The sequence below is a fragment of the Rheinheimera hassiensis genome (genome assembly GCF_022436675.1).
GTDB lineage: Bacteria > Pseudomonadota > Gammaproteobacteria > Enterobacterales > Alteromonadaceae > Alishewanella > Alishewanella hassiensis.
Window position 1 is genome coordinate 203,232 of record NZ_JAKUJZ010000004.1, and the last position, 19,515, is coordinate 222,746.

16 protein-coding genes are annotated in these 19,515 nt (G+C 51.8%); 8 read left to right on the plus strand and 8 right to left on the minus strand.

All coding sequences use genetic code 11. The features are described 5' to 3' along the window. Positions 1–22 precede the first annotated feature (22 nt). A complete protein-coding gene (locus MJX74_RS09680; RefSeq protein WP_275692736.1) occupies positions 23–1,483 on the minus strand; it encodes a sugar porter family MFS transporter in 1,461 nt (486 codons plus the stop codon). A gap of 137 nt (positions 1,484–1,620) precedes the next feature. Here MJX74_RS09680 and MJX74_RS09685 point away from each other — a divergent pair, with 137 nt between their 5' ends. The 8 genes from MJX74_RS09685 (at position 1,621) to MJX74_RS09720 (ending at position 13,273) form a co-directional block, all read left to right on the plus strand. Next, positions 1,621–2,970 (plus strand): family 8 glycosyl hydrolase, encoded by a 1,350-nt coding sequence (locus MJX74_RS09685; RefSeq protein ID WP_240222664.1) that lies wholly within the window; start codon positions 1,621–1,623, stop codon positions 2,968–2,970. A gap of 29 nt (positions 2,971–2,999) precedes the next feature. Beyond that, positions 3,000–4,517 carry an MFS transporter gene (locus tag MJX74_RS09690; protein WP_240222665.1) on the plus strand — a complete coding sequence of 506 codons (1,518 nt, stop codon included), beginning with the start codon at positions 3,000–3,002 and terminating at the stop codon, positions 4,515–4,517. 4 nt (positions 4,518–4,521) lie between these two features. After that, positions 4,522–5,526, plus strand: coding sequence for a glycoside hydrolase family 43 protein (locus MJX74_RS09695; RefSeq protein ID WP_240222666.1), 1,005 nt, complete (start codon positions 4,522–4,524; stop codon positions 5,524–5,526). A 14-nt stretch (positions 5,527–5,540) separates the two neighbouring features. Then, a complete protein-coding gene (locus MJX74_RS09700) occupies positions 5,541–8,012 on the plus strand; it encodes a glycoside hydrolase family 3 N-terminal domain-containing protein (protein ID WP_240222667.1) in 2,472 nt (823 codons plus the stop codon). Between the two features lie 49 nt (positions 8,013–8,061). After that, entirely contained in the window at positions 8,062–10,635 is a 2,574-nt protein-coding gene (locus tag MJX74_RS09705; protein WP_240222668.1) for a glycoside hydrolase family 3 protein, read from the plus strand. Then, on the plus strand, positions 10,623–12,578 hold the full coding sequence (locus MJX74_RS09710) for a sialate O-acetylesterase (RefSeq protein WP_240222669.1): 1,956 nt from the start codon (positions 10,623–10,625) through the stop codon (positions 12,576–12,578). The genes MJX74_RS09705 and MJX74_RS09710 overlap by 13 nt, the downstream gene beginning before the upstream one ends. A gap of 118 nt (positions 12,579–12,696) precedes the next feature. Continuing rightward, positions 12,697–13,017, plus strand: a complete 321-nt coding sequence (locus tag MJX74_RS09715; protein ID WP_240222670.1) for a type II toxin-antitoxin system RelB/DinJ family antitoxin — start codon at positions 12,697–12,699, stop codon at positions 13,015–13,017. After that, entirely contained in the window at positions 13,004–13,273 is a 270-nt protein-coding gene (locus MJX74_RS09720; protein ID WP_240222671.1) for a type II toxin-antitoxin system RelE/ParE family toxin, read from the plus strand. Before MJX74_RS09715 ends, MJX74_RS09720 begins: the two co-directional genes overlap by 14 nt. A gap of 41 nt (positions 13,274–13,314) precedes the next feature. On the opposite strand, the gene MJX74_RS09725 is transcribed toward MJX74_RS09720, so the two are convergent. The 7 genes from MJX74_RS09725 to MJX74_RS09755 form a co-directional block, all read right to left on the minus strand. Beyond that, positions 13,315–13,644 (minus strand): hypothetical protein, encoded by a 330-nt coding sequence (locus MJX74_RS09725; RefSeq protein WP_240222672.1) that lies wholly within the window; start codon positions 13,642–13,644, stop codon positions 13,315–13,317. A gap of 101 nt (positions 13,645–13,745) precedes the next feature. Continuing rightward, positions 13,746–14,225: a hypothetical protein gene (locus MJX74_RS09730; protein ID WP_240222673.1), complete on the minus strand. Its 480-nt coding sequence runs from the start codon at positions 14,223–14,225 to the stop codon at positions 13,746–13,748. A gap of 39 nt (positions 14,226–14,264) precedes the next feature. Beyond that, positions 14,265–15,254, minus strand: a complete 990-nt coding sequence (locus MJX74_RS09735) for a HEAT repeat domain-containing protein (protein WP_240222674.1) — start codon at positions 15,252–15,254, stop codon at positions 14,265–14,267. A 191-nt stretch (positions 15,255–15,445) separates the two neighbouring features. Further along, entirely contained in the window at positions 15,446–16,156 is a 711-nt protein-coding gene (locus MJX74_RS09740; RefSeq protein ID WP_240222675.1) for a DUF6445 family protein, read from the minus strand. Between the two features lie 5 nt (positions 16,157–16,161). Next, positions 16,162–17,646 (minus strand): tryptophan halogenase family protein, encoded by a 1,485-nt coding sequence (locus MJX74_RS09745; protein WP_240222676.1) that lies wholly within the window; start codon positions 17,644–17,646, stop codon positions 16,162–16,164. A gap of 31 nt (positions 17,647–17,677) precedes the next feature. Beyond that, complete coding sequence (locus MJX74_RS09750; RefSeq protein ID WP_240222677.1) at positions 17,678–18,712, minus strand: cupin-like domain-containing protein; 1,035 nt, start codon at positions 18,710–18,712, stop codon at positions 17,678–17,680. Positions 18,713–18,722: 10 nt separating this feature from the next. Further along, on the minus strand, positions 18,723–19,490 hold the full coding sequence (locus tag MJX74_RS09755) for a SapC family protein (protein WP_240222678.1): 768 nt from the start codon (positions 19,488–19,490) through the stop codon (positions 18,723–18,725). Between the last annotated feature and the right edge of the window lie 25 nt (positions 19,491–19,515).

Below are 19,515 nucleotides of genomic sequence, written 5' to 3' on the forward strand. Positions count from 1 at the left end.
ATTGCATCTGGTGAACACCGCTTTAACCCTGCATATCTTCCAGCTCGGTGCCTTTGGTTTCATGCACCATTTTCGCGACAAAGAATATCGAACAAAATGCGCCCAGCGTATATAAACCGTAAGCACCGGCTAAACCTATGCCGCTTAGCAGCAGCGGAAAGGTCATTGTAATAAGGAAGTTACTGCTCCACTGCGCCAGGCCACTTACCGCCAGGCCAGAGCCGCGGATCTGGTTGGGGAACATCTCGCCCAGCATCACCCACATTACCGGCCCCCAGGACATATTAAAGAAAAACACATAAGCATTGGCACTAATCAGCGCCACCATACCCCAATCGCCAAGTAACAGCCGGCCGTTGGCGTCCTGATCGGCATTGGCAAACGCCAGCACCATCAGCGCCAGCGTAATGGCCATACCAACAGAACCCCATTTCAGCAGCGGCTTGCGGCCAATTTTATCAATAACCAACAGCGTAATAACGCAGGCGGCAATGCTTAGCGCGCCGCTGATCACGTTAATTAACAGCGCGTCTGATTCGGAAAAACCCACCGCCTGCCACAATACAGCGCCGTAATAAAACACCACATTAATACCAACTAACTGCTGGAAGGTTGCCAGGCCGATGCCAACCCAGACAATACGGCGTAATTTGCCGCTTTGCTTATCCAATAAATCGCGTAGCTGTGGTTGATGATTACCCTCCAGCGACTGTTGGATCTCGGTTAATTTGCGCGTTGCTGCCGTGTCGCCATACAGCCGGGTTAACACCGTTTTCGCCAGCGCCGTTTTGCCCTTTAGTACCAGAAAACGCGGGCTTTCCGGTATAAACAGCAACATCAGTAAAAACAGCACTGCCGGAATAAGCTCCATCCAGAACATCCAGCGCCAGGCGGCAAAGTCGAGCCACAGCACAGCGGTGGACGCGCCGGCGAATTTTGCCAGCAGATAGTTGCTGATAAAGGCCATAAACAGGCCAAAGATAATGGCAATTTGCTGCACTGTGGTGAGCATGCCGCGATAACGTGCCGGCGCCACTTCGGATATATAAGCCGGTGCCATCACCGACGCTGCACCCACGGCCAAACCGCCAAGAATACGGTAAAACACAAACTCCAGTGAGCTGTCTGCCACGCCAGAACCCCAGGCACTGATAACAAAAAACACCGCCGCTACCTGCAGTAAGGTGCGCCGGCCGCTGACATCGGCGAGGCGCCCGGCAAAAAAGGCCCCAACGGCGCAGCCCAGTAGCATGCTGGCAACATTAAAGCCGGTGCCAGCACTTTGCGAGTTAAACGCCTGCTGCAGGCCATCGACGGTACCGTTAATTACGCCGCTGTCGTAGCCAAACAAAAAGCCACCTAAGGTGGCGACTATAGTAATAAATAAAATAAAGCCGCGGTTGTCGGCTTCTGTCGCAGTGAGCGCTGCGGTGACTGAGTTAGGCTGCAAAATAGTGACTCCTGTTATTGTAGTTATCTGCAAGCAGCATAAAGTTTAATCTGCACTTAAGCAGTGTGCTTGTTAAAAAACATAATTCTTTCAGTACATTTCGTTAATCCGCTAAGCGGCCTTGCATTGTATGGTAAGGTCAGATTGTCATTATAGAAGTAGCAATATCCATGATGCCTGCAGCAAAAATACTGCCGTTAACTAAGCCGCTGATGCTGGCCTGCAGCCTTTTTTTGTTATCGGTGCTATCGGTATTGCCGGGCTGTACGGCTAACCGGCAGGCAGTGAATGGTGAGGCAAAGCAGCCAGAGCAGGGCAGTGCTGTTAGTGGCCGTTACGCTAACTTATTTGCTCAGCAGGGTCATAGCCAACAGGCCATTAATGACAAAATTAACCAGGCTTTTAACCAGCTGTTTTATGGCGCACCAGATAGCCAGGCGCTGTACTTTGCTGATGGCAGTAACGCTCAGGGTGCCAAGGCGTATATTGCAGATATTAATAACAATGATGTGCGCTCTGAGGGCATGTCGTACGGCATGATGATAGCGGTACAGCTGAATAAGCAGGCCGAATTTAATGCGCTGTGGAACTGGGCTGTCAGCCATATGTACCATAGCGACCCGGCGCATCCGGCCTACGGCTACTTTGCCTGGTCTGTAGGTACCGACGGAGTGGCGCTGGATGAGATGCCTGCGCCCGATGGTGAAGAATATTTTGCCACGGCGTTATATTTTGCCTCAGTGCGCTGGGGCGACGGTACCGGTATTTACCAGTACAAGGCCAAGGCCGATGAATTGCTGCAGCATATGCGCCATCGCAACATTATTACCGGCCAGACCCAGCGCGGCAACCAGACCGCCACTAACCTGTTTCATCCCGAGCACGCCATGGTGCGCTTTACACCCGATTTAGCCAATGCCGACCATACCGATTCCTCATACCATTTACCGGCCTTTTATGAAGTGTGGGCCAGAATGGGGCCAGAAGCCGACCGGGCATTCTGGCAAAAGGCCGCGCAGGTTAGCCGTGACTATTTCAGCAAGGCGGCTCATTCAACCACCGGCCTGACACCGGACTATGGCAATTTTGATGGCAGCCCCTGGGCTGCATCGTGGCGGCCCGAGTCGGCCGATTTTCGCTTTGATGCCTGGCGCACAGCGATGAACTGGTCCTTTGACTGGAGCTGGTGGCGCAAGGACGCCAGAGCGATAGAGCTAAGCAACCGGCTGCAGGCGTTTTTTGTCAGTGAAGGCTTAAGCAGTTACAGCAGCCAGTACAGCCTGGACGGCAAAAAGCTGGATAACGCTCAGCAAAGTGGCTTGGTGGCAATGAACGCCGTGGCCAGCCTGGCGGCTACAGGGCCGGATGCCGGTAAATTTGTGCAGGCCCTGTGGCAGCTGCCGGTGCCAGAAGGTCATTACCGTTACTATGATGGCATGTTGTATATGCTGGCATTGTTGCATGTAAGCGGGCAGTTTCAGGCCTGGTTGCCGGCACAACAAACAGATATAACAGAATAAAAACAACGATAATCAACAGGCAGACAAAGATGCAAACAGCTAGCCCAGGTGCTACGGCAAAACTCAGCACGACAGAAAAACTCAGTGTGACGGAAAAAATTGGCTATAGCCTCGGCGATCTGGCGGCTAATCTGATCTTTCAGACACTGATGACCTTTCTGGCTTTTTTCTATACCGACGTTTATCAGATCCCGGCTGGCTCGGCGGCGGCGATTATCTTTTTCGGCGGTGTCATTGGCGCCTGCTTTAACCCGGTGATGGGCCTGATTGCCGACCGCACGCAAACCCGCTGGGGTAAGTTCAGGCCCTGGATCTTATGGACAGCCGTGCCCTTTGGCGTTATTGCGTTGCTGGCGTTCAGCACGCCCGATTTTAGCCCGCAGGGTAAAATTATTTATGCTTTTACTACTTATGTGTTGCTGGTGCTGGTGTATTCGGCCAATAACCTGCCGTATTCGGCATTAAGCGGCGTACTTACCGGCAATATGGCCGAACGTAACAGCCTGTCGGCCTACCGCTTTGTGGCGGTAATGGTGGCGCAGTTTATTATTCAGGCGTTGTTGCTGCCGCTGGTGCTGATCCTCGGTGATGGCGATAAAGCGGTGGGCTTTGAAAACACCATGACACTGTTTGCCTGTGTGGGTATCGCTTTTTTTCTGATCACCTTTATTACCACCAAAGAGCGGGTGCTTACCCTTAGTAGCGGTGCCTCCAGTATTCGTGATGACTTAGGCGATCTGGTACACAACAAGCCCTGGTTTATTCTGCTGTTGTTAACAGTGCTGGTGTTTATTACGCTGGCGCTAAAAGGCGGCATGTATATTTTTTACTTTGAGCACTATCTTAGCGAAGCCCATATCGCCGGTTTTCTCGATGACATCGGCTTTAACCGCTTTATTGCCGGGCTTAATGCCATGCTTACCGACATGGGTTTAAACGAGTTTCTCTGGCCTAAAGATGCACCTACCTCCGGTTTTAGCCTGTTTAATGCCGGTGGCATTATTTGCATGATCATTGGCATTAGCTTTGCCAAGCCACTGGCCGACAGGTTTGGCAAGCGCGATGTGTTTGCTGTGGCGCTGTTTATTTCTACGCTGTTTATTTTGCTGTTTTACCTGCTGCCGCCCGACGCCATTGGCCTGGTGTTTTTATCGCAGCTGCTGCACGGCTTTTTTTACGGCATTACTATTCCGCTGCTGTGGGCCATGATTGCCGACGTGGCCGATTATTCCGAGTGGAAAAACCACCGCCGCGCCACGGCCATTATTTTTTCAGCGATGATTTTTGGCCTCAAACTGGGGCTAAGCATTGGCGGCGCTCTGGTGGCCGGTATTCTGGCGCACTATGGCTATGACGCCCTGTTAGCCACCCAGGCAGAAGACACCATCAACGGCATTAAATTGTCGGTCAGTTTATATGCTGCGCTGCCGTTTTTACTCGGCGTGGCCTGCATGTTTGTTTATGAAATTAATAAACATAAAGAAATTCAGATTGAACAAGAGCTAAACCAGCGGCGCGCTGCGGCCGGTTTGCTGCAGGGGGAATAACGCAATGTCAGACACCGATTATAAAGCATTAAAAGCCAAAGCAATTTCGCAGCCACTGGTAGAGCATATTTACACTGCCGACCCGTCTGCGCATGTGTTTGATGGCCGTATTTATATTTACCCGTCGCATGACATTGATGCCGGCATCCCGTTTAACGATAACGGCGATCATTTTGCTATGCAGGATTACCACGTGCTGTCGCTGGACGGCCCGGATGCCCTTGCTGTGGATCACGGCGTAGCGCTGCATATTAACGACGTACCCTGGGCACAAAGGCAAATGTGGGCGCCGGATGCGGCAAAAAAAGGCGATAAATATTATTTTTATTTTCCGGCGAAAAAAGCCGATGGCCGCTTTCAGCTGGGTGTTGCTACCGGTGAGAGCCCAGCCGGGCCTTTTACGGCACAACCGCAACCAATACAGGGCAGTTACTCGATAGACCCGGCCGTGTTTGCCGATGATGACGGCAGCTATTATCTGTACTTTGGCGGCATCTGGGGCGGCCAGTTACAGCATTACCGCAATAACCATTATGATGCGCAATATGCCGAGCCGGCTGCCGATCAACCGGCACTGGGGCCCAAAGTGGCCAGGCTAACAGAGGATATGCTTGAATTTGCCGAAGCGCCGCGCGAAATTTTAATCCTGGACGAACACGGCCAGCCCTTACTGGCCGGTGATACTGAGCGGCGTTTTTTTGAAGCGTCCTGGCTGCATAAATATAACGGTAAATACTACTTTTCTTATTCTACCGGCGATACGCACTTTCTTTGCTACGCCACCGGCGACAATCCCTACGGCCCCTTTACTTATCAGGGCCGCATTCTGGAACCGGTAATCGGCTGGACTACCCATCATTCTATCTGCGAATTTAACGGTAAATGGTATCTGTTTTACCACGACTCGGTGCTGTCTGAAGGGGTAACCCATTTGCGCTCGGTAAAAATGGCTGAACTGCAGCATGACGCCCAGGGCCGGATCCGTACCTTAACACCGTACCGCGACTAAACAGGAGGCACCGCATGGCCAGGCAACTGCTTGTAGCATTATTAGGGGTTAGCGCAGTATTTGCTGTGTTAGCGCAACAGCCTTATCAAAACGCCAGCCTGAGCACCGAGCAACGGTTAGACGATTTACTGGCGCGGATGACGCTGGAAGAAAAAGTCGCCCAGCTGCAAACGGTGTGGCAACAGCGCCGGGGTATGGAAAACCAGCAACAGCAGTTTTTAGCCGACAAAGCGGCCCAAATTATCCCGCTTGGTATTGGCCATATTGGCCGGCCGAGCGAATTTAAAACACCACAGCAAACGGCAGAATTTAACAACGCACTGCAGCGCTGGCTAAAGGAAAATACCCGGCTGGGTATTCCGGCGCTGATGCACGAAGAAGCACTGCACGGCTATGCCGCCTTTGATGCCACCAGCTTTCCGCAGGCAATAGCACTGGCCAGCAGCTGGTCGCCAGACGATATGCATGATGTATATGCACTGGCTGCCCGCGAGATGCGCGCTACCGGGGCACACTGGGCCTTAACGCCCATTCTGGATATTGCCCGCGACCCGCGCTGGGGCCGGATTGAAGAAACCATGGGCGAAGATCCGTACCTGATGTCGGCCATGGGGGTTGCAGCGGTACAAGGCTTTCAGGGCAAAAGCGGTAAAACCGGCCAGTTTGCGCCAGATAAAGTTGTCGCCACATTAAAGCATCTTACCGGCCATGGGCAGCCGCAGGCCGGGTTAAATATTGCCCCGGCACATATAGCCCCGCGTGAGCTGCATGAGGTGTTTTTACCGCCGTTTGAAGCAGCAGTAAAGCTGGCACATGCCGCCAGTATCATGGCGTCGTACAATGAAATTGATGGTATTCCGTCGCATGTTAACCGCGCCTTATTGCAAGACATAGTGCGCAAAGAATGGGGTTTTAACGGCGTTATTGTCAGCGATTATTTTGCCATTGAAGAGCTTGGCAGCCGCCATAATTTGTACGACACCGAGGCCGCAGCAGCCAAGGCCGCTTTGCTGGCCGGGGTGGATATGGAAACTCCGGATCCGAAAACCTTCCCGCATTTAACGGCGCTGGTGCAAAGTGGTCAGTTAGACGAAAGCGCGATAGACACCGCAGTGCGCCGCGTGCTGGCGCTGAAATTCCGCCTTGGCTTGTTCGATAACCCCTATGTTGATGCCAGCCAGGCCAATGCCATTGTAGGGGCCGCTACCGATCGCGACTTTGCCCTGCAGGTGGCCGAAAAATCGATGGTGTTGCTAAAAAATAACGGCATCTTGCCGCTAAACGCAGCAAAAATTAGTAAGCTGGCTGTTATTGGCCCGCATGCCGATGAAGTATTGCTGGGCGGTTACAGCAGTATTCCGCGCCAGACGGTAAGTATATATCAGGGCTTAAAACAAAAACTGCAGGGCAAAGCGCAAGTGCAGTTTGCCCGCGGTACGGTTCTTACAAAACAGCTGAGTAAGTCATTAACAGAGGCAGCGCAGGAAGAGAATCAGGCTTTTATTATCTCAGATATCCGCCAGCGTAGCCAGACAGCCGGCACGTTTTCTATGCAACGCTGGAACTACGATCCTATAGCGCTGGCAACCGATAACGACCGCAAAGGCTTGCTGGACGAAGCCATAGCACTGGCCAAAACCGCCGATGCGGTGGTGCTGGTGTTAGGTGAAAACGAAGGCTTATCGCGCGAAGCCTGGGCCGAAAGCCATTTGGGCGACCGCACCAGTTTAGAACTGGTAGGTAACCAGCTGCAATTGGCGCAGGCAGTTCTGGCTACCGGCAAACCGGTGGTGCTGCTGCTGACTAATGGCCGGCCGCTGGCACTTGGCGAGTTGGCAGAAACAGCACCGGCAATTATTGAAGCCTGGTATCTGGGGCAGGAAACCGGCACGGCTATCGCCAATGTGCTGTTTGGCGATGTTAACCCATCTGGTAAGTTGCCGCTGACATTCCCGCGCAGTGCCGGCCATATTCCCAGCTATTACAACCATAAAGCCTCTGCCAAGCGCGGCTATTTATTTGACGACATGAGCCCGCTATACCCCTTTGGCCATGGCTTAAGCTATACCAGTTTTACCTACAGCGATTTGCAAATTGACGCCAGCGGCGCCCGCGCCAACGGTGAAGTGCAGATCAGCCTGACCGTGCAAAACAGCGGCCAGCGCCAGGGTACTGAAGTGGTGCAGTTGTATATTAATGACCCGCTGGCCAGTGTCACCCGGCCGGTACAGCAGTTAACCGGCTTTAAGCGGGTGCCGCTGCAACCCGGCGAGCAGGCCACACTGAGCTTTACCGTACCGGTTAACTTGCTGGCATTTTTTGACCAGGACATGCGCTGGGTAGTGGAACCGGGCGAAATCCGTCTGATGTTGGGCAGCTCATCGGCAGACATCCGCTTAAAAGGCAGTTTTGTTATCAAAGGTGAAGTGACAGAAGTAGCTAACAATAAGGCGTATCTGAGCCAGGCCGTGATCAGCAATAAATAACCGCGGTGGGCATATCACAACATTACTAACCGCACTGGCGGGAGGAATTATGCAACAAAGCAAGCAATATCACGGCAGCGGCCAGCTATCGGCCATGCTGACACTGGCATTAGCCTGCAGTTTGGCGCTGATTGGTTGTGCGGGACAGGCGCCAGATGGCAGCAGCCAGGGTGCAGAAAAACCGCTGATCCAGCCACAAAACTGGCCACTGCAAAGCGCGCCGATTGCACGCAAACAGCAGATAGAAGGCAAAATTAACGCTTTGCTCAGCCAGATGACGCCAGAGCAGAAAGTCGGCCAGATTATTCAGGCTGATATTGCCTCGGTTACACCACAGCAGGTGCGGGATTATTATCTGGGCTCGGTGCTAAATGGTGGCAACTCGGCACCGGGGCGCGATAACCGTGTTGGTGCGGCGGCCTGGTTGCAACTGGCCGATGCCTTCTGGCAGGCCAGTACCGATACCAGCGATGGCAGGCCTTATATTCCGCTGATTTGGGGTACCGATGCCGTACACGGCCACAGCAATGTAAAAGGCGCGACCATTTTTCCGCATAATATTGGCCTAGGCGCAATGCGCGAACCCCAGCTACTGCATGCTATCGGCCGTGCTACCGCTGTTGAAATGCAGGTAACCGGGCTGGACTGGACCTTTGCGCCAACCATCGCGGTAGCGCGTGACGACCGCTGGGGCCGCACTTATGAATCGTACAGCGAAGACCCGGCGTTGGTCGCCAGCTATGCGCCGCATATTCTGCAGGGTATTCAGGGTATGCCGGGCGCTGCAGACTTTTTGCGTGGTGAGCATATGCTGGCTACGGTTAAACATTTTCTCGGCGATGGCGGTACCGTAGGCGGCAAAGATCAAGGCGACAATATTGATACTGAAGCCGGCCTGCGCGATATACATGCCCCCCCTTACTACAGCGCCGTTAAGGCTGGTGCGCGTGTGGTGATGGCGTCTTACAACAGCTGGCATGGCGATAAAATGCATGGCTTTGCCCCTATGCTGACCGACGTACTGGTAAACCGCATGGGCTTTGATGGTTTTGTAGTAGGCGACTGGAACGGCCATGGCCAGATAAGCGGTTGTACACCAACAGATTGTGCAGCTTCGGTTATTGCCGGGCTGGATATGTATATGGCGCCGGACAGCTGGCAGGCACTGTATGCCAATACGCTTGCGCAGGTAAAAGACGGCCGTCTGCCGATGGCACGGCTGGACGAGGCTGTACTGCGCATACTGCGCATTAAGGCAGAAATGGGCTTATTTGAGCAGGTAAAACCCTCTGAGCGGCCACTGGCCGGGCGTTATGAACTGCTGGGCAATACACAGCACCGGGCGCTGGCACGTGAGGCTGCGCGTAAATCACTGGTATTGCTTAAAAATAATCAACAGCTGTTACCGTTAAGCATCACAGGCCGGGTACTGGTAGCGGGCGATGGTGCCGATAATATTGGTAAGCAAAGCGGCGGCTGGACATTAAGCTGGCAGGGCTCGGGTAATGCCAACAGCGATTTTCCTCATGGCGAGTCTGTTTATGCCGGTATCCTGCAAACGGTTACCGCCGGGGGCGGTAGTGTTGAGCTAAGCGAAAACGGCCGTTACAGCCAGCGCCCTGACGTCGCCATAGTGGTATTTGGTGAAGAGCCTTATGCCGAGTTTATTGGCGATCGCAGCCATCTGGCGTTTGATGACAACCGCGGGCTGCAAATTTTGACCCAACTAAAAAGCCAGGGTATTCCCACCGTGGCGGTGTTTTTATCCGGCCGGCCATTGTGGGTAAACCCTGAGCTGAATCAGTCTGATGCTTTTGTCGCAGCGTTTTTACCCGGCAGCGAAGGCGGGGCGGTGGCCGATGTGCTGTTCCGCTCGCCGGGCGGTACGGTACGGCATGATTTTCAGGGCAAATTGTCATTCTCCTGGCCGGATAACGCCAAAGGCGAGCCGCTTAACGTGGGCGATGCGGGCTACAACCCGCTGTTTGCCTATGGTTACGGTTTGCAGTACAGCGACAACACAACAGTTGGCCAACTACATGAGAATGCCGGTATCAGCGCTGATCAAATGCTCAATGCCAGCCGTTATTTGCACGCCGGCAAAGCCGTAACACCCTGGCAGTTGCAGTTACTCGATCAGGGCCAGATCACGCGGGTAACAGACGCACTGCATACCTCAGCCCGTGGCGCATTAACGGCCACAGCCACAGACCGGTTACAGCAGGAAGACTCGGTTACGCTCAGCTTTGTGCAACCTGGCACAGTGCTGCTAACCCATGCCGACGGTGTGGTGCTGGATTTAGCCCGTCAGTCTAACGGCGATATGGCGCTGGAGCTGGAATATCAGGTGCTGGCACTGGGCAACAGCAACGCCACGCTTGGCATGCAATGCGGCGACAACTGCAGTGCCAATATTGATATCAGCGGCCAGCTGGCGCAAATGCAGGGTAAGGGCTGGCAGAGTATGAAAATTGCGCTGCGCTGCTTTAGCGAAGCCGACAGCACTTTTGATATCAGCAAAGTTACCCGGCCGATGGTGCTGCAAGGTGGCGCTGGCCTGGTATTGCAACTGGCCAATGTGCGGCTGGCGCAAAACGAAGGCAACGCCACATGCGGCAACTAAAGCCCGGCAGCAGTGTTGCAGTGCTCAGGCAAGCCAGTTTGTGTATTGCACTGCTGCTTAGCCCGCTGGCAACTGCCGATGTCAGCCTGCCAAAACTGATTAGCGATGGTATGGTGCTGCAACGCGATACGGCTATTACACTGTGGGGCTGGGCCGGCGCGGATGAAACTGTTGAAGTGCGCTTTAATGGCAAAGCCGTGGGGCAGGCAAAGCCTGCCAACGGCCGCTGGCAGCTTAAGCTGCCAGCGCAAGCTGCCGGTGGGCCCTATCAGCTGAGCTTTCATGGCCATAACCAGATCACGCTGCAGGACATTTATTTTGGTGATGTCTGGGTGGCGTCGGGCCAGTCTAATATGGAAATGGAGATGGCGCGCCTGGCCGAAGCCTATCCGCAGGATTTAACCGGCGCCAGCTATCCGTTAATCCGCCAGTTTAAAGTACCGCAACATTACAACTTTAAAACGCCGCAGCAGGATTTTAGTAGCGGCCAGTGGGTTGCCGCCAGCCCGGACACTATTGCCGAGTTTTCTGCGCTGGCATTTTATTTTGCCCGCGAGTTGTTTGAGCATTCTGTTGCAGCAGATGACGGCGTCGCCATCGGCATTTTAAATAATGCGCTGGGTGGCTCGCCGGTTGAAGCCTGGATGAGCGAGCAGGCGCTGCAGCCATTTCCTGATGCGCTGGCTGAAGCTATCCGCTTTCGCGATGATAAGCTGATCCAGGCGGTTACTGAGGCCGACAAGGCAAAAAATGCCAAGTGGTATGGCGATTTACAGCAGCGAGATGCGGGCTTAACCAGCAAAACACCCTGGTATAGCACCGCGTTGGACGACAGCAACTGGGCCAGTTTTAGCGTGCCGGGTTTTCGGCCTGAACCCTTTACCGGTGTCTGGTGGTTGCGTAAAACGGTGCAGCTAACTGCCAAACAGGCGGCCGAGGCCAATACCTTGCGGCTTGGTTCTATCGTCGATGCCGATGAGGTGTATATCAATGGCACCTTGGTGGGCAACACCACCTATCAGTACCCGCCGCGCCGTTATGCCATACCTGAAAACCTGCTTAAAGCCGGTAACAACCTGCTGGCAGTGCGTATTACCGCCACCAATGGCAAAACCGGCTTAATGCCAGATAAGCCTTATTGGCTCGGCACAGATAACAGCCAGCTGGATTTAGCCGGGCCGTGGAAAATGCAAAGCTCAGCCAAAGCAGAGCAGTTACCCGGTGATACCTTTATCCGCTGGAAACCGCTGGGCTTATTTAACGGCTTAACCGCGCCATTAACCTATCTGCCGGTTAAAGGCGTGATCTGGTATCAGGGTGAATCTAATGTTGGCCAGTATGCGCAGTATCAGCCGCGTTTTACCGCGATGATCCGCGATTGGCGGGCAAAATGGGCGCAAAACAGCGGCCAGCAACAGCCGTTGCCGTTTTTATTTGTCCAGCTGGCCAATTATCTGGAAAAAACACCAGAGCCGACCGACAGCCACTGGGCCGGTTTACGCGAAGCGCAGCGCCAGAGTTTAACAGAAGCCAATACCGCTATGGTGGTGGCAATTGATGTTGGCGAATGGAACGATATTCATCCGGTAGATAAAAAAACCTTAGCAGAGCGGCTGGCTTTAGCAGCACGAGCGGTGGCGCTGGGCGAAGATGTGCCGTATCAGGGGCCGCAGTTGTTGTCGGTACAGGCGCAGGGCAATAAATTATTGCTCAGCTTTGATCAGCAACTGGTACTAAAACCCGGCCAGAGCTTTGCTATCGCTGGCAGCGACGGCAAGTATCGCTGGGCGCAGGTAAAGCTACAGGGTAAACAAGTAGTGCTGTCGCATGCTGATATTAAAGCGCCGCTAACCGTGCGTTACGCCTGGGCCGATAACCCGGATGCGGTGCTGTATAACCAGGCAGGCTTACCGGCATCGCCCTTTGTTTACCAGCCAAAGTGATTGCAGCTGTAGCAAGGCGACAAGTGAGCGAAACCCCAGGAGCATAGCCCGCCTATGTGAATGGGGTGAGGAAGCGCGAATGGTCGTTTGTTATCTGATAGTCTGACCATGTGCTACAATGTCTGACATTGCAACACACTTTGGAGTAGTTATCATGAAAAGCGAAATGCTTAGCACACGCATAGATCATGACACAAAAGTCGCATTTACCAGCATTTGTGATGATGTCGGGCTAAGCCCATCTCAGGCACTTAAGCTATTTGCGCGTGCTGTTATCAATCATGGCGGTATACCTTTTGAGATTAAAGCACGCCAACCAAATGAAACCACTGCAGCTGCAATTCAAGAACTGGCAGCAGGTAAAGGTCAGCAAAGTAAATCTGTTGATGCAATGTTAGATGAGTTAACCGAAGGCAAAGTACAAAGTGCTTACCCTTGAGTATTCAACTCAGTTTAAAAAAGATTTCAAAAAAATTGCTAAGATGCCTATTCCCGACATTCTGGAAGTTGGGAATATCATCTCTCAGCTGCAGCGCGGCGAAGCACTCGCCGCAAAGAATGTTGATCATCCCCTTAGTGGAAACTGGCTTGGTTTTAGAGATTGCCATATCAAGCCAGACCTCATTCTAATTTACAGAATTGCTAATAACACCCTGCAACTTGCCCGAATTGGTTCTCACAGCGAAATTTTCTAGTTACACCAAAGATCACATAATGGCCCCACTGCCTTGAATTGTTACGTGGCAGTAGAGAAGTACTGAAAAGCAGTAACAGCAAGTGATACGATTGCCACTATAAGCGATAGCGTTGCTATAACGTTTGACCAAAATGCTCTGCGTGTTGCTTTAAGAGTCTCTCTCTTTGCAATATCCGCATCAGCTCTTGCTTCTTTGGCTATTTCATTAGCCTCATGTAAAAGTGCTTCTTGCTTCGCCGCTATCTCTGCTGTCCTAACTGATGCTAATTGACTTTCGCGCTCTTGACGAACACTCTCTTTACCAAAGTTTTCTGCGATAAACAGTGATTCCCGAGCTGAGGCCATAATACCTTCGTAATCATCGCTCACAGTTGATTTCCCCATCAATAATTACACTTAACGCCCGGCCACAAACGCGAGCAACTTGTTGCGAGTCAAACGCCCAAAGGGTGCGTTTTTGATAGCGATTACTATAAGCCACCACCTGCGACCTCAGGATAATGCTTTACCCATTGATCGGGGTTGCCTGTCTTTTTATACCACTCGATCGTAGCCCTAAACATTTCGATACCGACCTTAATGGGGATCTCGGTAAGGCCACCGCGTGCATCCGGCTCATAAGGGTAACGAGCCTTTACAAACAAATCATCATATTGTTTAAACCAATAATCATGATTGTGAAAGCCTAACTCGCGATAGATTTCAGGGTCAATTTCCTTTGCAATCTTGGTGAGCAGATGTTGTCTCTTACCATTGTATTGTTCACCTACAGTTCCTTTTCGCAGGTTATCGGCTGGCTCTGCAGTAAAGCTTTTAAGGATAATCTCTATTGCGATGGCTGCGTTAACCATCGCTACCCCGCAAAGATTTGGTTGCCCCCACAGCACAGCAGCTGCGCGTAGATATTCTGATGCTGATTCAAGCATGTAAGGAGACTGATTTTTACTCATAACTTTTCCGTGGCTATAACGCTTCAATCAGCCGCCGTGTTAGCGGCCGGCTGCATTGATTTTAAGTGCTTTGTTTTCAGCCAAGTACCACTCAACTGCAGCTTTTACGCTCTCCGGGTACCATGTACCAATTCTTGGATCCATAATACTGTTTGCTCCCAAAGACACTTCTTCTTCAGGCGCTCTAGTTAAGTATTCGTTTAGAAAAATAACGGCATTTTCTGAGGGGAACTCATTTAAAAGTAAAACAGCCATAACCCTCGCCATCCCGTCTTTATCGTCAGATGCGACAAACGATAAAAGTTCACCTTCCTTATTCGAGTAATTGCTAGCAGCAAGGGCTCTCACCGCACCAGCTTGAACATGAAAAAAATCTGAATCCAAAAACGGTCTGAGTACATCAATTGAATTTGGTATTTTTGCTAAATAAGATGTTTCAAGGGCTGCGTGCTGACTAAAAAAACGGTCCACATCTTCATCAGAAGCACTTTCTGATAAAACCCCCACTGGGATCTTTAGAGTCTTTTTGACCAACGCCACAGCGTGGGCTTGGCATTCCAAACCATGTAGGTAATTAAATATGCATGTCTGGAGTATTTCATATTCTTGAGGATCAGATTTTGCACCATGCACACTATGCCTATAGGTAGCATGCACGCTACCATCTTCGAGAATTGTCGCAATACCAGACATAGGAGTTGCCACTGCGTAGCGATCTCCTTCTTTTTTAAGAAATGCATATACCCTTTGTCCCTTTGAATATTCAAAAGGGTGGTCATCGAGATCTGAAGGATTGGACGTCCGATCAAACAAATAATATTGTGATACTTCAATCTCTTTATCGGCATTTTCACCTGCTAAATGCTTGATAAGATTTAGATTAACAGAGAATCCTGAATTACCTACAATCTCATACAGGCCAAAAGTATCGGAACCGGCTACAACTTCTTTATGCCAAGGCTCATCCCAAGTATGAGAAAATATTTTGAAACTAATCATCAAAAAAATTAAAGCTAAAGTCGATTTCAAATATATTCTCCCTGTGCACTTAACGCTTATTCGGCGGGTCGACCCGCAGTTAAACACGGGTTTATCTGTGTTCATTTAATGTACAGAACACTACACCGCTTATTTAAAACTTACAACAACTTGCAGGTACAGCTGATATTTGTGCTGCCGCCGAATACGAGTTAAGCCGTCTGACAAGGCATAGGTAGTGTTTAGCCAGGCTCTGGCTGCAGGTCGATAAAGCTGCTAATGGTTAACCGGCCTTTTGCAGGATCAGCAGACAGGTTGGCATCGGCTGGAATAGAGCCGCTGTGCAACGCATGGCGGCGGTAAATAATCAGCCGGTTAAATACACCTTGCTGCGCGCCAATTTGCTCAAACAGCGCGGTGTCGCCATTGATATAGCCAGCATCGGCAGCGGGAATATTCGGGCCGCCGTTTTCTGCCTCCATTGAGCGGAAATAGGTTGTGGTACGGCCGTTATCAATAGTCTCGAAGCCGGTTTTACGGTGGCGGTAAAACGCAGTGCCGCCCTGATCGCCGTGAAATAAATAGTGCACTGCCGCCAGGGCGTGTTTTTCGGTGGTGTCAAAATGCGGAATACGTTGCAGTAGCTTTAACTGTGCCGGTGGCGTGGTTACCAGCGAATAATGGCAAATTGAAAAGTGCAAACTGCCGGCAGGCAGGGCAAAAACGTCTTGCAATACCGGTGTCAGGCTTTGCAGCAACACTTGCTGATACGCTTGCGGCACAGGCGCGCGTACGCCGGGGTAGTAGGGCGAGTTGGCGACAAAGTGCTGCTGGCAGGCATCGGCCAGTAACCGCTCTGGTTCGGCGATAAAGTTATCGACAATCAGCAGTGGTGACTGCTCGTTACCCGGGTGCTGCACAGTAAGCTGCATAGCAGGATGCTGGCTTAGCATGGTGTTTAATCCTCTGCTGGGCAGTAATGACGTATAAAGTCGCTGTGTTGCGGCAGTTTGTCAACCGCGCGGGTTATCGTGTCACGAATTTGCTGCAGATGCCCCTGTAAATCCTTTGGTGGCAGGCCTGCCACCAACTGATGATAACTTTGCGGTTGTAACCGCTGCCCCAGCATGACATGGCTCCAGGATTCTAGCCGGAACATCTCATCGCCGGTTTGAAAGGCATGAGCACTTTCGCGGAACAGCTCTATACGGTGCGCCAGCGAGTCCGGGATCGTCATAGTGCGGCAATAGTTCCAGAACGGGCTGTCGTTACGTTCGGTCTGGTGATAATGCAGAATAATAAAATCGCGGATTTTCTCCACTTCAGTAATAGATTGCTGGTTATATTCATCGGTTAACGCCGGTGTAACGCCGTTAAAAGGAAACAGCCGCAGTAAGCGGATAATGCCGCTCATAAACAGGAAAATACTGGTCGATTCCAGTGGTTCAATAAAACCGCTGGATAAACCAATCGCAACACAGTTTTTATGCCACAGCTTTTTACGCCGGCCGGTTTGATAGCTTAGTATCCGCGGTTCCATGGTTGCCGGGCTTTCCAGGTTATTCAGCAAACGTTGCCTGGCTTGCTCGTCGGATAAATAATCGCTGGCATACACCAGGCCATTACCAACCCGGTGTTGCAATGGAATACGCCATTGCCAGCCGCTATCATGCGCCATGGCGCGGGTATAAGGTGGGATAGTGGCGCCCGGCTTAGTTTGTACTACTACCGCTTTGTTGCACGGTAACCAGTGATCCCAGCGCTCGTAACCGGTTTTTAATGTTTGTTCAATTAGCAAGGCGCGAAAGCCGGTACAGTCGATAAACAAATCGCCGCTAACTTCCTGGCCAGACTCCAGCACCAAAGCGCGGATATCGCCGTTAACATGCTGCTGCACCTGGGCAATTTTGCCTTCAATGCGCACTGCGCCTAACTCTTCGCTAAAGCGGCGTAAAAAGCGGGCATAACGACCCGCATCCAGATGGTAGGCATAGTTAATACTGGATTGCTCAGTTTTAGCAAACTTATGCTGTTTGGCTGCCTGTAACTCGTAACAATAGTCGCCAAAAGGTGCGGCTATGCCCTGGTTTAAACCGTGTAAATAATAGTGCTGAAAATCGGTCAGAAAGCTGCCTTTGCCGGTGACACCAAAGGGATGGAAATAATGGTCGCCCTGTTGGCCCCAGTTTTCAAACGAGATAGCCAGTTTAAAGGTGGCATCGGTAGCCTGCATAAACTCCTGCTCGTTTATACCGAGCAAATTATGAAACAGCTGTACCGGTGGCACGGTAGATTCGCCCACGCCGACAGTACCTATTTCTTCTGACTCTATCAGCACTACATCAATTAAGCCTTTTAGCCGTTTTGACAGGGCGGCTGCAGCTACCCAACCGGCGGTGCCACCACCGGCTATCACCACTTTTTTAACGGTATTGTGTTGCATGGTCTGCTCCCTGTGATTTTTATAATATTTTTTAGCGATTTAACCGGTTTAGCAGCATGGCTCTGAGTTGGCGCGCCTGCATTTCATCCAGCTCGCCCAGTACACCGCGGGCAGCTTCAGGCAAATGTTGCCCTGCTTGTTTGGGGTCATCAAAAACATAGTGATTTAACAGCGCCTGCCAGGCGCGGCGTTCATGCTCGGGCTTATCGCGCAGGCACAAAAGGGCGTGATACAGCAGGTTCATACCCGAGCCGGTGTAGCGCGGCGCGGTGCTCCACCAGTAGTTGATCAGGATATTAAAACTGCCCGGCGCTTCTACCTGATGCCACCACATGCTGGGTAAATATAAGGCATCGCCGGGTTCTAACTCGGCTATCTGGCCGGCAGCTACGGCAGCGGGGAACTTAGGAAAACGCTGTAAATCCGGCTTGCTAAAGTCGACCATACTGATGGCCTGGCCGCCCGGCGTCGGTTCCAGTGGCCCCGGATACAAATTGCTGACTTGCTCTGGCGGAAATAACGTAAAACGGCGTTTACCCAACACGCAGCACGCCAGATTTTCTGAGACATCATAGTGGCAGGCCGCCAACGAGCGGTTGCCCAGCCAGATACTGACGCGGTCTGGCTCTGTGGCATAGCCCGGCTCTGCTTTGGGTAACTGCATATCGTGTTGATCGGGCAGGGTAGGGAAATGGCTTTGCAACAGGTTAGATGCAATGTAAACAGACGGTGGTTGCGCTTGCTCCTGCCAGGCCAGGATATGCTGCAATACCTCATCTACCCGCCCCATCCGGGTTTGATAATTTAGTTTGCTGTCGCTGTCATCATAAAAATAGCGGCCATTCAGGCCGGGCTCGCCGTAATACACCTGCGTGGGTTTGCCGTTGTAGTGGCTGTTAAGGTAATCGGCCACTAAGGCCGGGTTTTGCTGCCCCAGTTGCACCATAGGCCAGTGTTTTACCAGACCTTTTAGCACCACCGGTTGTTTGGCATTGACGATTTCTGCCGGTAAAACACCGCTTTGGCAGGTGTCAACAATAGGGCAACGGCGGCTAATATTCAGCATAGCGCCGTGCTCATAGCGGTTTATCGCTTACCGTGGCAGTTGGCGCCTGGCTCAGATGATTTTTGCGCTCAATTAAGCTGCGGATATTACTCATCGAGTTAACGATGGCATACGCCAGTTGTAAAAAACCAGCCTGATGCAGTTGCTCTAACTGTGCACCCCGTAGCGCGGCCAGACGGGCAGTGTTAATACAGTAATTGCCGGTCAGGCGGTATTTTTCGCCATTGTTAAGGCTAAACTCAATATTGACCGGCTCTATCAGCTCCAGTTCGGTGAAAGCAGCGAACATCGCCGGTGCTGTAGCCAAGCCCTGATGAATCGCCTGCAGCCGGGCTGAAATATGCTCCAGATAAGGGCTGTTGCCGCCTTGCGGTAAAAACAGTTGTTGGCCGTATTGCTCACTGATTTTCGGGTGATCCATATCAATATGCACTACCGGGTTCGGTGCGTCGTCCGGGTCGTCACTCTGGCGCTGAAAACCAATCAAAAACGGGCCTTTTTCAATACTGGCCGGAATATAACGCGCGTCCCAGCCCGACGGCTGCTGGCTATTCAGGTATAAATTTTCATCTGCAGCAAAGCCTAACAAAGCGATGGCCTGATACTGATTATCAGCAGCGTCACGGCGCAGCAAAATGGGGTACTCTTTTTGCAGTTCGGTAAATTCGGTAGGAAACACCAGCGTGCTGGCAATATTGTCGCCGTATTCTGCGCTAAAGCGGTGCAGTACGCGGGTGTGCTGGTGGTTAATATTGTTTAACAGTGTATGTCGGGGCATTTTTACATCCTGTGTCTGCTGTGTA

What these genes read in the sequence shown, in the direction of transcription:
- MJX74_RS09685 (WP_240222664.1), top strand. Translation starts at nt 1,621, where the DNA reads ATGATGCCTGCAGCAAAAATACTGCCGTTAACTAAGCCGCTGATGCTG.
- MJX74_RS09690 (WP_240222665.1), top strand. Translation starts at nt 3,000, where the DNA reads ATGCAAACAGCTAGCCCAGGTGCTACGGCAAAACTCAGCACGACAGAA.
- MJX74_RS09730 (WP_240222673.1), bottom strand. Translation starts at nt 14,225, where the DNA reads ATGAGTAAAAATCAGTCTCCTTACATGCTTGAATCAGCATCAGAATAT.
- MJX74_RS09750 (WP_240222677.1), bottom strand. Translation starts at nt 18,712, where the DNA reads ATGCTGAATATTAGCCGCCGTTGCCCTATTGTTGACACCTGCCAAAGC.
- MJX74_RS09695 (WP_240222666.1), top strand. Translation starts at nt 4,522, where the DNA reads ATGTCAGACACCGATTATAAAGCATTAAAAGCCAAAGCAATTTCGCAG.
- MJX74_RS09755 (WP_240222678.1), bottom strand. Translation starts at nt 19,490, where the DNA reads ATGCCCCGACATACACTGTTAAACAATATTAACCACCAGCACACCCGC.
- MJX74_RS09745 (WP_240222676.1), bottom strand. Translation starts at nt 17,646, where the DNA reads ATGCAACACAATACCGTTAAAAAAGTGGTGATAGCCGGTGGTGGCACC.
- MJX74_RS09710 (WP_240222669.1), top strand. Translation starts at nt 10,623, where the DNA reads ATGCGGCAACTAAAGCCCGGCAGCAGTGTTGCAGTGCTCAGGCAAGCC.
- MJX74_RS09705 (WP_240222668.1), top strand. Translation starts at nt 8,062, where the DNA reads ATGCAACAAAGCAAGCAATATCACGGCAGCGGCCAGCTATCGGCCATG.
- MJX74_RS09740 (WP_240222675.1), bottom strand. Translation starts at nt 16,156, where the DNA reads ATGCTAAGCCAGCATCCTGCTATGCAGCTTACTGTGCAGCACCCGGGT.
- MJX74_RS09700 (WP_240222667.1), top strand. Translation starts at nt 5,541, where the DNA reads ATGGCCAGGCAACTGCTTGTAGCATTATTAGGGGTTAGCGCAGTATTT.
- MJX74_RS09715 (WP_240222670.1), top strand. Translation starts at nt 12,697, where the DNA reads ATGTCTGACATTGCAACACACTTTGGAGTAGTTATCATGAAAAGCGAA.